Origin of the sequence: Pseudomonas sp. J452 (assembly GCF_024666525.1) — a bacterium.
GTDB lineage: Bacteria > Pseudomonadota > Gammaproteobacteria > Pseudomonadales > Pseudomonadaceae > Aquipseudomonas.
This window is the reverse complement of record NZ_CP088294.1, coordinates 944583-959493: the sequence shown is the minus strand read 5'-3', so window position 1 is coordinate 959493 and position 14911 is coordinate 944583. Positions and strand designations below refer to the sequence as shown.

Genomic DNA, 14911 nt, shown 5'->3' with positions numbered 1-14911 from the left:
CTATCGGTCGCTTAGGTAGACAAGAGGCTGCCAAGAAGCCGGCTTTTCTGGCATACTCCCGCGACTTTTTTATCGCTGTAGTGCGGCTGCATGCGCGCTACACAAGTTTGGAAGACTCGGCCAGCCGCCGACGGGGACACTCATGACGCAAGCCAATACCGCCGTTTACACCGACATCAGCGCTGCCCAACTGGTCGAAGAAGCCATTCGCCGTGGCGAAGGCGAGCTGGCCGCCAACGGTTCGCTGGTGGTACGCACCGGCCATCGCACCGGCCGTTCCCCGGCTGACCGTTTCATCGTGCAGGAGCCGAGCACCGAGGCGAAAATCGCCTGGGGCTCGATCAACCGCCCGTTCCCGGCCGACAAGTTCGATGCCCTGTGGGACCGCGTCGAGGCGTTCAACAACGCCCAGGATCACTTTGTTTCCTACGTCCACGTCGGTTCGGCCGATGCCCACTACCTGCCGGTCAAGATGACCACCCAGACTGCCTGGCAGAACCTGTTCGGCCGTTGCCTGTTCATCAACCCGGAGCAGTACAACCCGGCCGGCAAGGACGAGTGGCAGATCCTCAACGTCGCCAACTTCGAGTGCGTACCGGAGCGTGACGGCACCAACTCCGATGGCTGCGTGATCATCAACTTCGCCGCCAAGAAAGTCCTGCTCGCCGGCATGCGCTACGCCGGTGAAATGAAGAAAGCCATGTTCTCCGTGCAGAACTTCCTGCTGCCGGAAGCCGACGTGCTGCCGATGCACTGCGCCGCCAACATCGGCGAAGACGGCGACGTGACCCTGTTCTTCGGCCTGTCCGGCACCGGCAAGACCACCCTGTCGGCCGACGAAAGCCGTTACCTGATCGGTGACGACGAGCACGGCTGGGGCGTGGGCGTGGTGTTCAACATCGAAGGCGGTTGCTATGCCAAGTGCATCGACCTGTCTGAGAAGAACGAACCGGTGATCTGGAAAGCCATCCAGTTCGGCGCCGTGCTGGAAAACGTCGTCCTCGACGAAAACCGCCTGCCGGATTACACCGACGACAGCCTGACCCAGAACAGCCGTGCGGCCTACCCGCTGGAGCTGGTCGAGAAGCGCAGCGAGAAGAACCTCGGCGGTGAGCCGAACGCCGTGATCTTCCTGACCTGCGACCTGACTGGCGTACTGCCGCCGGTATCGATCCTCAGCGAAGAGCAGGCGGCCTACCACTTCCTGTCCGGCTACACCGCGCTGGTCGGTTCCACCGAAATGGGCAGCGGCGGCGGCATCAAGTCGACCTTCTCCACCTGCTTCGGCGCGCCGTTCTTCCCGCGTCCGGCTGGCGAGTACGCCGAGCTGCTGATCAAGCGCATCCGTGGCTTCGGTTCCAAGGTTTACCTGGTCAACACCGGCTGGACCGGTGGCGGCTACGGCGTCGGCAAGCGCTTCAACATTCCGACCACCCGTGGCGTGATCGCCGCAATCCAGAGCGGCGCGCTGATCGGTACCGAAACCGAGCAGCTGCCGATCATCAACCTGAGCGTGCCGAAGGCCGTTCCGGGCGTCGAGACCAACCTGCTCAACCCGCGCAACACCTGGGCTGACCAGAATGCCTACGACGAGGCGGCCAAAGGTCTGGCTGGCCTGTTCATCGAGAACTTCAAGAAGTTCGACGTGTCCGACGCTATCCGCAGCGCCGGCCCGCAGCTGTAAGAAGTTGCTCAATACCTGCTGCGCTTGATCATGCAGCGTTGCAAACAGGCTCGGGCTGCTCATTTACAGCTCGTAAACTCCGCGCCCTCGCCTGTTTGCGCCTAGCCTGACCTGCGCTCGCGACGGTCTTGAGTAACTTCTAAGCTGTAGCGCCATAGAAAAAGCCGCCCTCGGGCGGCTTTTTTGTGCGCTGCTGTCAGTACAGATCAGGCACGGGTGTCAACGTACGGTTCCGGTTCGACCGGTTTTGCTTCGGGCCGCTCTGGGCGGTCGGTGTTGCTATCGATGTTCTGTGCCACTTCGTTGCGGCGCACATCATCACGCAGTTCCAGTGCTGTTTCCACCGTGCTCGGCTGGCTGTCGATCTCACCTTCGCTGGCTACAGCCAGATACGTATCGATTTGCCTTTGCTGGCTGGTGGCGCTGTACAACTGAGTGGCGGCGCTACGCCGGTTGGACTGGCTCAGTTCCTTGCTTTCCTGCTGCTCGACGACTCGATCAGCGGCGCGGTCGACTGCCTTGTTCACCTGTTCCGGGTTGGCCCGGGCGTCGGGTGCTTGTGCGGCCTGGCCGGCTTTGTTGATGATCTGGGTCGAGAGGGGCAGGGTGCTGCTGTAGCCTGATACCTGCATGCCGTTCTCCTATATGACTCCACTGATTTCAATCTACTCCGCCGGCAGTGGGTCTGTTAGACGGATTCGCGATAGTGCTTCGGGTGAATTGCCTCGCTCAGATTTCGTCATGGCGCACAGGGCTGCAGCCGCGACTCTCGGCGCGGCTTTGTGCGGCGCAACCTGGCTAGCCGGGTTGCGGGAGCATGCTCTTGTGCACGTCGCGGGCGACGTTTTCCGCCAGGGCGCCTGGGCTGAGCAGGCTGGCGAGGATCAGCAACAGCGGGGCGATACGCTTCATGGTGCCTCCGGGGGTAGGCCGGTGGGGAGGACTGCTTATTGTTGTTCTAGTCGACCGCCTGTCCGCATCTGGGTAGGAGTGGGCAGGGCCATGAGCGAATGCCGGCTTGGCTGGCAGCGCGCATTCGCTTGGTTACAGAGAAAAGGCGATCAGCGGCTTTTGTGCAAGGCCGCGAGTGAATAAGGCTGACGCACGGTTGGCCGGCCAACCGTGCTGAGGCGCTTCAGCTGCGATCGGCCAGTACGCCGATCAGGAAGAACACCAGCAACAGCACTGGTGCCAGGGTGAAGTTGTTGAAGTAGCCCAGGCCCTGGGCCAGCCAGGGGGTGAGGAAGACGATGGCCAGGCCATAGCCCACCGCGCAGACCAGGACGAAGATCAGGGTGCGCAGGAAAAAGTTGAAACCGCCGATCGAGCGCTGCACCCAGGCATTGATGCCCGGGCCGAACAGCACGAACAGGGTGGCCATGATGGCCAGGGAAATGTCGTACAGGTTGCCGCGGCACCAGCGCGAGAGCGTGACGATCAGGTCGAGCAACAGATCCATCGGTTGTCCTTCGGGGTGGCGGATGAGGCCGCCATTGCACCCTAGTCTGGGCGCGAATGCAAAGCGCGGCGGATCCGGCGTAGGGATGCCCCGAAGGCCTGCACAGAAGAGGACGCGGCCGCCCATGACGGTTCTGGGCTGATGCCTGCCCCCCAGTAGCCGGCCTGAGTGTCACGACTCGTTGGCAGGCTGGTAGCGCCCGTCTCAGTCGTCCCGACGGATCTCTCGTGATTCCTGTCGTGTGTCTTGCTTGGTGCCGCGCTTGTCTTGCCGGCAATCCATGCGGCTGTCGTCCCCATCCAGGCACTCCTGCTTGAGATCGCGCGCTTCCTCGCGCCCGCCCTGGCGGTTGTCGCGCGCATCGTAGCGGTCGCCACGACGGTCCTGGCGGCGCTCGGAGCCATAGGTTTCCGCCTGGGCCAGGGGTGCAATGAAGGGTGGAGCGGCCATGCTGAGCAGCAGAGCCGATACGGTGAGATGCAAGCCGGAGGAACGCTTCATGTTGTCTCCTGATTGATCGGGAAGTGGGGCGGGGGGAAGTATAGGTGAGGCAGGCTACGGCGCAGGTCGGAGCTGCTTGCGCTGCCCGGCGGCAGTGTCATCGCAGACGGCGTGTTGCCGCCCACTGACGTTGGCGTGTTTGAGCACCCCATCCGACTGCGACTGGCTGTGTCGCTCTGTGCGGTTTCTCGCCTGTAGGGCTGGGTTCAGGGCAGGAAGTGTTGCAACAGATCGTTGAGAAACAACTGACCCTCGCGGCTGGCTGTCAGGCGCTGCGGATCGCTGAGCAGCAGCTTGCGCGCCTCGGCTTCGCGCCGGGCGCCATCCAGCTGCGCCAGTGGCAGGCCGGTGCGCTCGCTGAACAACGCGGCAGGCACGCCTTCGCTGAGGCGCAGCACGTTCATCAGGAATTCGAAGGGCAGCTCGTCCGTCGTCAGTAGCCGCTCGCCGGCCTGGAAGGGCTTGCTCGCATCGAGGTAGTCCTTGGGCAAGCGGGTCTTCCAGGTACGCACGATCTTCCCGCTCGGGCTGCTCAGCTTGGCGTGGGCGCCGGCGCCGATGCCGAGGAAGTCGCCGAAGGTCCAGTAGTTGAGGTTGTGTCGCGCCGCCTTGCCCGCTTGCGCGTAGGCCGACACCTCGTACTGCGCGTAACCCTGCTCGGCGAGCAGGGCCTGGCCGGCTTCCTGGATGTCCCACAGCAGGTCGTCTTCCGGCAGCACCGGCGGCTGGCTCCAGAACACCGTGTTGGGCTCCATGGTCAGCTGGTACCAGGACAGGTGCGTCGGCCCCTGGGCGATAGCGGTGCGCAGGTCGAACAGGGCGTCCTCGATGCTCTGCTCGGGCAGGCCGTGCATCAGGTCGAGGTTGAAGTTGTCGAAGCCGGCGGCACGCGCCATGTCGGCGGCGCGGATCGCCTCGCTGCCGTCGTGGATACGGCCGAGCGCCTTGAGCTTGGCTTCCTGGAAACTCTGCACGCCGATCGACAGGCGGTTGATGCCCAGGCCGCGGTAGTCGCGGAATTTGGCCTGCTCGAAGGTGCCGGGGTTGGCCTCCAGGGTGATCTCGATATCGCGGGCGAAACGCACGCGCTGCTCGACGCCATCCAGCAGGCGAGCCAGGGCATTGGCGCTGAACAGGCTGGGGGTGCCGCCGCCGAAAAAAATCGAGGTCAGTTCGCGGCCGTGGACATGGCCGAGGTCGGCGTCGAGGTCGGCCAGTAGGGCGTCGACATACTCCTGCTCCGGCAGCGTCGGGCCGGCGGCGTGGGAGTTGAAGTCGCAGTACGGGCATTTGCGCACGCACCACGGGATATGGATGTACAGCGCCAGTGGCGGTAGCTGGAAGCTCCCGCCGGTGGGCGTGCTCATGCCAGCCCCAGGCGTTGCTTGAGCAGGGCCATGGCGCGGGCGCGGTGGCTGAGCTGGTTCTTCTCGGCAGCTGGCAGCTCGGCACTGGAGCAGTTGCGCTCGACGACCCAGAACAGCGGGTCGTAGCCAAAGCCCTGCTCGCCGCGTGGCGCATGCAGGATGCTGCCGTGCCAGAGGCCTTCGCAGAGGATCGGCAGTGGATCGTCGGCATGCCGGACCAGGGCCAGGGCGCAGACGAACTGGGCGCCGCGCTGGGCATCCGGCACATCCTTCAGCACCTGCAGCAGCTTGGCATTGTTGGCCGCATCGCCCTGGCCATCGGCATAGCGCGCCGAGTAGATGCCGGGGGCGCCGCCGAGGAAGTCCACGGCCAGGCCGGAGTCGTCGGCCAGCGCCGGCAGGCCGGACAGGCGAGCGGCGTTGCGCGCCTTGAGAATGGCATTCTCGACAAAGGACAAACCGGTTTCTTCCGGCTCGACGCTGGAGAATTCACCGACCGAGCGCACACGCACGGCGTCGCCGAGCATGGCCTGGAGTTCCTTGAGTTTGCCGGCGTTATGGCTGGCCAGTACGAGCTCGCTAAAGGGCATCATTCGTCCGGAAACACTTCCTGGTTGAAGGTAAAGCTGTGCGGCGTGCTGTCGCCGACCTGCACGCTGAGGCTGAAGGTGAGGATTTCCCGCTCGCGCAGCGGGAATTCGGCCAGGTAGTAGACCGCGCCGCTTTCCAGCACCTGCTTGAAACTCAGGGTGCTGGTCTGGCCCAGCAGGTTCTTGATCTGGCCGCTGACCTGGGCCGGCACGCCCTTGCCGGCCTTGAGCGCGGCGACATTGACTACACCGCCGGTCTTGCTGCGGGTCAGGCCGGCTGCGGCGGCGATATCGGGCTGCAGGAAGCTGGAATTGAACACGCTGTAATGCACATCCAGCTCGCCGAAGGTCTGTTTGCGTTCGGCAAAGGCGGGCAGGGCGACGAGCAGGCAGAGCAGCAAGGAAGCGAGGCGAGGCATGGCGGTTCTCCAGGCGTCAGGCGGTTAGACGGCTACACGGTGATCGGCCAGGCCGGGGCCGCTGACGCGATAAATGCCGATCTCACCCATCAGATTAGGCCATAGCTTGCTGCCCAGGCTGTGGCGATGTTCATGGTCCACCGCCAGGCGCTCTTCGACGCGGGCGCCCAGCTGCAGGCACAGGCGCTCGAAGTCGGCGAAGGTACAGAAGTGGATGTTCGGCGTGTTGTACCAGGTGTACGGCAGGAACTCCGATACCGGCATGCGGCCCTTGGTGGTCAGGTACCAGCGACAGTGCCAGTGGCCGAAGTTGGGGAAGGTGATGATGCAGGTTCTGCCGACCCGCAGCATCTCCGCCAGCACCTTGTCCGGGTAGCGCAGAGCCTGCAGCGACTGGGTCATCACCACCACATCGAAGCTGTTGCTGGCGAAGTTGCCCAGGCCCTCATCGAGGTCCTGTTCGATCACGTTGACCCCGCGCTCGATGCAGGTGGCGATCTTGTCGCCGTCGATTTCCAGGCCATAGCCGCTGACCTGCTTGTGCTCATGCAGCCAGGCCAGCAGTTCGCCGTCGCCACAGCCGAGGTCGAGCACGCGGCTACCGGCGGGAATCCACTCCTGAATGATTTCCAGATCAGCGCGCATGCTTATACCTCGATCCGTTTCATGTAACCGCCGAAGGCCTGCAGGTAGCGCGGGATCGGGATGAGAAAGGCGTCGTGACCCTGCGGCGCATCGATTTCCAGGTAGCTGATGTTCTTCTTCGCCGCCAGCAGGGCATCGACGATTTCCCGCGAGCGCGCCGGCGAGAAGCGCCAGTCGGTGGTGAAGGACATCACACAGAAGTCGGCCTTGACCCCGGCCAGGGTCTTGGCCAGGTCGTCACCGTGGGTGGCGGCCGGGTCGAAGTAGTCCAGCGCCTTAGTCATCAGCAGGTAGGTATTGGCGTCGAAACGCCCGGAGAACTCTTCGCCCTGGTAACGCAGGTAGCTCTCGACCTGGAACTCGACACTATGGAAGTCGTAGTTGAGCTTCTCGCTCTTCAGGCCTCTGCCGAATTTCTCGCCCATGGCGTCATCCGACAGGTAGGTGATGTGGCCGACCATGCGTGCCAGCATCAGGCCGCGCTTGGGGATCACGCCCTGTTCCTGGAAGTGCCCGCCGTGGAATTCCGGGTCGGTGAGGATGGCCTGGCGCGCCACTTCGTTGAAGGCGATGTTCTGCGCCGACAGCTTGGGCGCCGAGGCGATGCACAGGCAGTGACGGATACGCTCGGGGTAGCTGATGGCCCACTGCAGGGCCTGCATGCCACCGAGGCTGCCGCCGACCACTGCGGCCCACTGCTGGATGCCGAGCAGGTCGGCCAGGCGCGCCTGGCTGTGTACCCAGTCTTCCACGGTGAGTACCGGGAAGTCGGCGCCGAACACCTTGCCGGTGGCCGGGTTGAGGCTGGCCGGCCCGGTGGAGCCATTGCAGCCGCCGAGGTTGTTCAGGCTGACGACGAAGAACTTGTCGGTATCGATCGGTTTGCCGGGGCCGATGCAGCTGTCCCACCAGCCCGGCTTGCGCTCGTCCGGGCTGTGGTAGCCAGCGGCGTGGTGATGGCCGGACAGCGCGTGGCAGATCAGCACGGCATTGCTGGCCGTGGCGTTCAGCGTGCCGTAGGTCTCGTAGATCAACTGGTAGTCGGCCAGGCTGCGCCCGCAGACCAGCGCGAGCGGGTCGGCGAAGTGGGCAGTCTGCGGTGTGACCAGACCGACGGAATCTTGTGGGAAGGCTGTCGGCATCGACCCTGCTCTCGATCAAGGAAGTGCAGCAGTCTAAAGACCGTGGCCCCCGGCAGCAAGCGCCGGGGGCAGGGGCTAAGGTATTGAATTACTTGGCTTGGCCGCCGATCAAGAGATCCTAAACAGGTTCTTAGGCGTGCTCGCCAGCGCCCTGCTGGCGGATCACCCCGGGCAGGGTGACGACCTTGCCCTGGCGCTGGATCGGTGCCGGTCGGCGCAGGGCGCGAAGCATTTCGTTGGCCTGAGCCAGCTGGGTTTCCAGTTCACCGATATAGCGCGCCAGTTGCTGGCCGCGCTGACGGGCCTGCTGGGTGTCCTGGGCCAGGGCCTTGAGGCGCAGCATATGGGTTTCCAGCAGCTGCTTGTGTTCCAGGGTGTGCTGCATCAGCGGCATCAGCGCGTCGTTGGCCCATTGCTCGGCCTCGTTGCGCAGGCGCTGGTGCAGGCCGATGACTTCCTGCACCAGGGTGGCGAAGAAGCGTCGGGTCAGGACTTTCTGCTCGCTGAGCAGGGTCTTCAGGTGCAGGCGGAACTGGTCGGCCTTGGCCTGCAGCTGCTTCAGCTCGCGCAGGTAGCGCTGGCTGTTGAACTGCGGCGCGTCGACCCCGTGCAGCGGGTTCTCCTCGTTGTGCCGGCGGTAGATGGCGGCGACCATCTTGTTGGCCATTCCGGCTTCCTGGGCCAGGTTGCCCAGGTCGGTTTCCACCGCCTGGAAAAACTGCAGGATCGACTGGTTGATGCCGAAGGTGGTCCAGCTGCCGCTGAGGCCCTGGCGCACGGTGGCCAGGTGCTCGTCGAGCTTGTCCGGGCGCACGGCGCTGCGCAACAGATCGCCCTGGCGCCGGAGCAGGCGCTGGTTGGTCTTCAGGCCGAGCAGGCGTTTGTGGTGCTGGCTGTGGTCTTCCTTGGTCTTGGCGGTCAGCTCGAAGAGCATCTGGCCATTGTCCTGCTGGTGCGTGGAGAGCAGCTCCTGCTGTTCACGAACCTTCTCCAGGCGCAGGTTGAGCACGTGCTGGCTGTTGTTGAGCAGGGCCAGGACCTGATTGACCACGCGCTCTTCGAGCAGGCGCTCCTTCTGCGCGACGATGCGTTCGCACAGCAGGTTCTCCAGGTCGCCGAGCTGGCTGCGTTCGAGCAAGGCCTCGTCCTTGCGTACCTTGGCCAGCATCGCCTGCTTGGCCGACAGCGGCAGCACGTTATCGGCGGAAATGCCCAGCTGGCGCGCGGTGGCATGCCGGATCTGGCCGATGGCCTGCTGCACGAACTCCTCGCCGGCGAGGTCGTCCCACAGCACGTCGATCTTGTTCAGCACGGCGAACAGGCTGGCCTGGGTTTCTTCGTCGAGCTGGCGGATATGCTGCTGCCAGATCGCCATGTCGCTGGCGGTGACGCCGGTGTCGGCAGCCAGCAGGAAGATGATCGCCTGGGCGCTGGGCAGCATCGACAGGGTCAGTTCCGGTTCGCTGCCGAGGGCGTTCAGGCCGGGCGTGTCGAGGATGCGCAGGCCCTGGCGCAGCAGCGGGTGGTCGAAGTTGACCATGGCATGGCGCCACGCCGGCACCAGCACCAGGCCGGGTTTGCCGGCGCTTTCCAGCATGTCCGGGTGGAAGCCGAGCTGGATCGCCTGCTCCACCGGCATGGGTTTGGTTTTCGCCACCTGGGCGAAGGCCTGCACCATGTTGTCCGGGTCGCTGATGTCCAGCGGGATGTTTACCCAGTTGCCGGGAATGCGCTTGAACTGCGCCACGCTGGCCGCGGCGGTGCGCGTTTCGATCGGCAGCAGGCGGATATAGGAGCGTTCCGAGCGTGGATCGAAGAACAGCTCGGTGGGACACATGGTGGTGCGCCCGGCGTGCGACGGCAGCATGCGCTGACCGTATTCGGAGAAGAACAGGCTGTTGATCAGCTCGGTCTTGCCGCGAGAAAACTCGCCGACGAAGGCCAGGGTGATGTGATCGGTGCGCAACAGGCGCAGGGCACGCTCCAGGCGCGTATCGACCGCTTCCGAACCGAGGCGGTTGTGCACCAGCCAGCTACGGTAGCGGGTGATTTCGCGCATCAACTCGCGCTTCCAGGTGACGTAGGCGTCGACCTGTTGACTGAGACGTTCCATGCTCATCCGGTAACTCCTCTCGGGTAGCGCATCCTGCGGTGGTCGGGCGGTTCGATAGGGCAACAGTGCGATAAAGAGCTGCTCCGCCACAACGCCTGAGGCTTTGCCGGAGATAGCTGCATTATGCGGAGCGGTTGGGCGCCGTCAATTGCTCTGCTGCACAACTTCGGCCTGGTGGTTGCTCAAGGCGACCGAGCGGTCAGTCCGGGCAGCTCGGGCAGGCGCTGCGGGGCACGAATGCGTACGCGCTTCTGCCGGTTCAACTCCCCGCTTTCCAGGCTGACCTGACTCTTGGCCACGCCGAAGGCCTTGCCGAGAAAGGTCAGCAGCTGGGCATTGGCCTTGCCTTCCATCGGTGGCGCGGTGAGGCGGATTTTCAACCGCTCACCATGCAGGCCGGCGAATTCGTCCTTGCTGGCCTTGGGCTGCAGATGGCAGTCGAGCAGCAGGTCGTCGCCGTCCCAGCGGAACCAGGTCATTTACATGAACGTGCGGAGAATGGTCGGCATGTCGCTCATGACGGCGAGGTTGCCGATCACGAAACGGTCCAGCAGGTTCAGTGCGATGAAGGCGAAGATTGGCGAGATATCCAGACCGCCCAGGTTCGGGATCAGCTTGCGGAACGGCGCCAGCAGCGGCTCGCAGATCTGGTTGACCAGCTGTGCGCCTGGGTTGTAGCTGCCGGGGGCGACCCAGGAGAGGATCACGCTGATGATCATGGCGAAGAAGAAGATCTTCAGGAACAGCGAAGTCACTGCGATCACCGTCCACACCAGCAGCTGCAGGCCATAGGCGAGTGGATTGGCCCCGTAGATGAGGATAATCACCACCATCAGCAGCAGTTGCACCAGCAGCGCCAGCACCAGAGAGGCCAGATCCAGGCCACCCAGGCCTGGAATGATCCGCCGTAGCGGCTTGAGCAGCGGCTGGGTGGCTTTAAGGGCGAATTGGCTGAGCGGATTGTAGAAGTCGGCGCGCACCAGTTGCAGGATGAAGCGCAGTAGCACGATCAGCAGGTACAGGCTGCCGAGGGTCTGGATGATATATCTGAGGGCTTCCGTGAATCCGTACATGCAGGCTCCTTATTGATCCAGCTGTTTATTGAGCTGTTTTTATTGACCCAGTTGCGTGGCGAGTTCGGCCGAACGCGTGGCGGCGGCATCCAGGGCCTGCAGTACCAGAGCTTCGAAACCACCAGCCTGGAAGGTCTTGATCGCTGCTTCGGTAGTGCCGTTGGGTGAAGTGACCCGGCGGCGTAGTTCGGCAGCCTCCACATCGCTCTCGCTAGCCATGCGCGCGGCGCCGAGGGCGGTCTGCACGGTCAGCTGGGCGGCGATGGAGCGGGGCAGGCCGAGTTGCTCGCCAGCGGCGGTCATCGCCTCGATCAGCAGGAAGAAATAAGCTGGGCCACTGCCGGAGACGGCGGTGACCGCGTCGATCTGCTGTTCCTCGTCGAGCCACAGGGCCAGGCCCACGGCGCTGAGCAGTTGCTCGGCCAGCTGGCGCTGTGCGGTGGAGACCTCGGCGTTGGCGTACAGGCCGCTGACGCCCTGGCGCAGCAGTGCGGGAGTATTCGGCATGCAGCGCACGATCGGCCGCGGACCCAGCCAGTTGGCCAGGCTGGCGCAACCGATACCGGCGGCGATGGATACGATCAACTGGCCATCAGCCAGGTTCGGCGCCAGAGTCTGGCATACGCCCTTGAGCACCTGCGGTTTGGTCGCCAGGACCACCACATCGGCGCCGGCGATGGCGTCGGCATTGCTTTCGAACAGCTCGATGCCGTACTCGGCGGCGACCTTGGCCCGTTGCTCGGCGCCCGGGTCGCTGGCGCGGATCTGGCTGGCCGGGGTGCCCTGGGCGAGCAGGCCGCCGATCAGACTGGCGGCCATGTTGCCGGCGCCAATAAAGGCAATTCGTGGGTGATTCATTTAGCGGGTTTCCTTCACATCAATTCTGCGTTTGGCCGTAGTCGCGGGCGCCAAACAGGGCGGTACCGATCCGTACCCAGGTGGCACCTTCGGCGATGGCGGCTTCCAGGTCGTGACTCATGCCCATCGACAGGCTGTCGAGGCCCAAGTTCAGGTCGTCGCGCAGCTCGCGGAGGCGGGCAAAGGCGCGGTGTTGTTCGCCAGCATCATCGGTCGGTTCGGGGATTGTCATCAATCCGCGCAATCTCAGCTGCGGCAGTTGTGTAACCGCCTGTGCCAGTGCCGGCAGTTCGTCAGGGGTACAGCCGGATTTACTGGCCTCGCCGCTGACATTCACCTGCAGGCAGATATTCAGCGGTGGCAGGTGTGCCGGGCGCTGCTCGGACAAGCGCTGGGCGATCTTCAGGCGATCCACCGAGTGCACCCACTGGAAGTGCTCGGCGATCTGCTTGGTCTTGTTCGATTGAATGGGGCCGATGAAGTGCCAGATCAAGTCCAGATCGGCCAACTCCTGCTGCTTGCCCAGGGCTTCCTGCAGGTAGTTCTCGCCAAAATCACGGAGGCCGGCCGCATGCGCCTCGCGCACGGCCTGCGCCGGCTTGGTCTTGCTCACCGCGAGCAGGCCGATAGCTGCCGAATCACGCTGCGAGGCTTGCGCCGCCTCACGGATACGCGCGCGAACCTTTGCAATATTCTCTGCTATCGTGGACATTACTCGCGCTCTATAGCCCGCCCATCATGGGTTTGCGGCATTCTACCTGCTTGCATGTGATTGGGGAGTCCCATGGATATTACCGAGCTGTTGGCCTTCAGTGCCAAACAAGGCGCGTCGGACCTGCACCTCTCGGCGGGACTGCCGCCGATGATTCGGGTCGACGGCGACGTACGGCGGATCAACCTGCCGGCACTGGACCACAAACAGGTCCATGCGCTGATCTACGACATCATGAACGACAAGCAGCGCAAGGATTACGAGGAATTCCTCGAGACCGACTTCTCCTTCGAAGTGCCGGGCGTAGCGCGTTTCCGGGTCAACGCCTTCAACCAGAACCGCGGTGCCGGTGCGGTATTCCGGACCATTCCGTCGAAAGTGCTGACCATGGAAGACCTCGGCATGGGCGAGGTGTTCAAGAAGATCACCGACGTCCCGCGCGGCCTGGTCCTGGTCACCGGGCCGACCGGTTCGGGCAAGTCGACCACCCTGGCGGCGATGATCGACCACCTCAACAGCAACAAGTACCACCACATTCTGACCATCGAAGACCCGATCGAATTTGTGCACGAGTCGAAGAAGTGCCTGGTCAACCAGCGTGAAGTGCACCGCGACACCCACGGCTTCTCCGAAGCCCTGCGCTCGGCCCTGCGTGAAGACCCGGACATCATCCTGGTCGGCGAGATGCGTGACCTGGAGACCATCCGCCTGGCGCTGACCGCCGCGGAAACCGGCCACCTGGTATTCGGCACCCTGCACACCACCTCGGCGGCCAAGACCATCGACCGCGTGGTCGACGTATTCCCCGCCGAAGAAAAGTCCATGGTTCGCTCCATGCTCTCCGAATCGCTGCAGTCGGTGATCTCGCAGACCCTGCTGAAGAAGATCGGCGGCGGTCGCGTGGCGGCCCACGAGATCATGATCGGTACCCCGGCGATCCGTAACCTGATCCGCGAGGACAAGGTGGCGCAGATGTATTCGTCGATCCAGACCGGTGCCTCGCTGGGCATGCAGACCCTCGACATGTGCCTCAAGGGGCTGGTGGCCAAGGGCCTGGTCAGCCGCGAGGCGGCTCGCGAGAAGGCCAAGTCGCCGGAAAACTTCTAAGCTTCTGGATCATCGGCAACAGGCTGCTGCCGGCCCTCCGCCAGCAGCGCACAGGACACACGGGCGAGAACGATGGAATTCGAAAAGCTGCTGCGTTTGATGGTGGAAAAAGGTGGTTCCGACCTGTTCATTACCGCCGGTGTACCGCCGTCGATGAAGGTCAACGGCAAGATCATGCCGGTGACCAAGAACCCGATGTCGCCGGAACAGACGCGGGAAACCGTGCACTCGGTGATGAACGAGCAGCAGCGCCGTGACTTCGCCGAGAACCACGAGTGCAACTTCGCCATCAGCGCCCGCGGCGTCGGTCGCTTCCGCGTCAGCGCCTTCTACCAGCGCAACCTGGCCGGCATGGTGCTGCGCCGTATCGAGACCAACATCCCGACCCTGGATGACCTCAAACTGCCGGAAGTGCTGAAGAAGCTGGCACTGACCAAGCGCGGCCTGGTGCTGTTCGTCGGTGCCACCGGTACCGGCAAGTCCACCTCGCTGGCGGCGATGATCGGCTACCGCAACAAGAACAGCAGCGGCCACATCATATCCATCGAAGACCCGATCGAATACATTCACCAGCACCAGAGCTGCATCGTCACCCAGCGCGAAGTGGGCATCGATACCGAGTCCTTCGAGGTGGCGCTGAAGAACACCCTGCGCCAGGCGCCGGACGTGATCCTGATTGGTGAGGTGCGTACCCGCGAGACCATGGACCACGCCGTGGCTTTCGCCGAAACCGGCCACCTGTGCCTGGCTACCCTGCACGCCAACAACGCCAACCAGGCGCTGGACCGGATCATCAACTTCTTCCCGGCTGACCGGCAGAATCAGGTGTGGATGGACCTGTCGCTGAACCTCAAGGCCATCGTCGCCCAGCAACTGGTGCCGACCCCGGATGGCAAGGGCCGCCGCGCGGTGATCGAGGTACTGATCAATACCCCGCTGGCCGCCGACCTGATCCGCAAGGGCGAGGTGCATGAGCTCAAGGCACTGATGAAGCGCTCCACCGAGCTGGGCATGCAGACCTTCGACCAGGCCCTGTACAACCTCTACACCCAGGGCGAGATCACCTACGAAGATGCGCTGCTCTACGCCGACTCGGCCAACGACCTGCGCCTGATGATCAAACTCGGTTCGGAAACCGACGGCGACCACCTGACCAGCATGAGCCAGGGGCTGTCGCTGGAGGTCAGTGAGGAAGATCCGGGGCGGCGCTTCCGTTGACCGACGCCGTTGCCAAGGCCCGC

Annotated in this window: 16 protein-coding genes; 3 read left to right on the top strand and 13 right to left on the bottom strand. The window is 63.8% G+C overall.

What is annotated here, in order from left to right:
- Positions 1-142: 142 nt before the first annotated feature.
- A complete protein-coding gene (locus tag LRS11_RS04325; RefSeq protein WP_260495679.1) occupies positions 143-1684 on the top strand; it encodes a phosphoenolpyruvate carboxykinase in 1542 nt (513 codons plus the stop codon).
- A gap of 206 nt (positions 1685-1890) precedes the next feature.
- Here the strand turns inward: LRS11_RS04325 and LRS11_RS04320 are convergent, their stop codons facing one another.
- The 13 genes from LRS11_RS04320 to LRS11_RS04260 all read right to left on the bottom strand — a co-directional run bounded on the left by LRS11_RS04320 (position 1891) and on the right by LRS11_RS04260 (position 12563).
- Positions 1891-2316, bottom strand: coding sequence for a hypothetical protein (locus tag LRS11_RS04320; RefSeq protein ID WP_260495678.1), 426 nt, complete (start codon positions 2314-2316; stop codon positions 1891-1893).
- Between the two features lie 503 nt (positions 2317-2819).
- On the bottom strand, positions 2820-3143 hold the full coding sequence (locus LRS11_RS04315; protein ID WP_182832791.1) for a DUF3392 domain-containing protein: 324 nt from the start codon (positions 3141-3143) through the stop codon (positions 2820-2822).
- Positions 3144-3347: 204 nt separating this feature from the next.
- Positions 3348-3644, bottom strand: coding sequence for a hypothetical protein (locus LRS11_RS04310; RefSeq protein ID WP_260495677.1), 297 nt, complete (start codon positions 3642-3644; stop codon positions 3348-3350).
- Positions 3645-3850: 206 nt separating this feature from the next.
- Positions 3851-5011, bottom strand: coding sequence for a radical SAM family heme chaperone HemW (hemW, locus tag LRS11_RS04305; RefSeq protein WP_260495676.1), 1161 nt, complete (start codon positions 5009-5011; stop codon positions 3851-3853).
- Entirely contained in the window at positions 5008-5604 is a 597-nt protein-coding gene (rdgB, locus tag LRS11_RS04300) for an RdgB/HAM1 family non-canonical purine NTP pyrophosphatase (RefSeq protein ID WP_260495675.1), read from the bottom strand. The genes hemW and rdgB overlap by 4 nt, the downstream gene beginning before the upstream one ends.
- On the bottom strand, positions 5601-6020 hold the full coding sequence (locus LRS11_RS04295) for a DUF4426 domain-containing protein (protein WP_260495674.1): 420 nt from the start codon (positions 6018-6020) through the stop codon (positions 5601-5603). The genes rdgB and LRS11_RS04295 overlap by 4 nt, the downstream gene beginning before the upstream one ends.
- Before the next feature lie 24 nt (positions 6021-6044).
- Complete coding sequence (gene metW, locus LRS11_RS04290; RefSeq protein ID WP_260495673.1) at positions 6045-6665, bottom strand: methionine biosynthesis protein MetW; 621 nt, start codon at positions 6663-6665, stop codon at positions 6045-6047.
- Positions 6666-6667: 2 nt separating this feature from the next.
- Positions 6668-7807 carry a homoserine O-acetyltransferase gene (locus tag LRS11_RS04285; protein ID WP_260495672.1) on the bottom strand — a complete coding sequence of 380 codons (1140 nt, stop codon included), beginning with the start codon at positions 7805-7807 and terminating at the stop codon, positions 6668-6670.
- 130 nt (positions 7808-7937) lie between these two features.
- Entirely contained in the window at positions 7938-9926 is a 1989-nt protein-coding gene (locus tag LRS11_RS04280) for a dynamin-like GTPase family protein (RefSeq protein ID WP_260495671.1), read from the bottom strand.
- A gap of 176 nt (positions 9927-10102) precedes the next feature.
- Entirely contained in the window at positions 10103-10399 is a 297-nt protein-coding gene (locus LRS11_RS04275) for a DUF167 domain-containing protein (protein WP_260495670.1), read from the bottom strand.
- Positions 10400-10993, bottom strand: a complete 594-nt coding sequence (locus LRS11_RS04270; RefSeq protein WP_260495669.1) for a YggT family protein — start codon at positions 10991-10993, stop codon at positions 10400-10402.
- Positions 10994-11032: 39 nt separating this feature from the next.
- A complete protein-coding gene (proC, locus tag LRS11_RS04265) occupies positions 11033-11851 on the bottom strand; it encodes a pyrroline-5-carboxylate reductase (protein WP_260495668.1) in 819 nt (272 codons plus the stop codon).
- A 19-nt stretch (positions 11852-11870) separates the two neighbouring features.
- Entirely contained in the window at positions 11871-12563 is a 693-nt protein-coding gene (locus LRS11_RS04260) for a YggS family pyridoxal phosphate-dependent enzyme (protein WP_260495667.1), read from the bottom strand.
- 72 nt (positions 12564-12635) lie between these two features.
- Here LRS11_RS04260 and pilT point away from each other — a divergent pair, with 72 nt between their 5' ends.
- Together pilT and LRS11_RS04250 are read left to right on the top strand one after the other, a co-directional pair.
- Entirely contained in the window at positions 12636-13670 is a 1035-nt protein-coding gene (pilT, locus tag LRS11_RS04255) for a type IV pilus twitching motility protein PilT (protein WP_260495666.1), read from the top strand.
- Between the two features lie 72 nt (positions 13671-13742).
- Positions 13743-14888: a PilT/PilU family type 4a pilus ATPase gene (locus LRS11_RS04250; RefSeq protein ID WP_260495665.1), complete on the top strand. Its 1146-nt coding sequence runs from the start codon at positions 13743-13745 to the stop codon at positions 14886-14888.
- Positions 14889-14911: the final 23 nt, after the last annotated feature.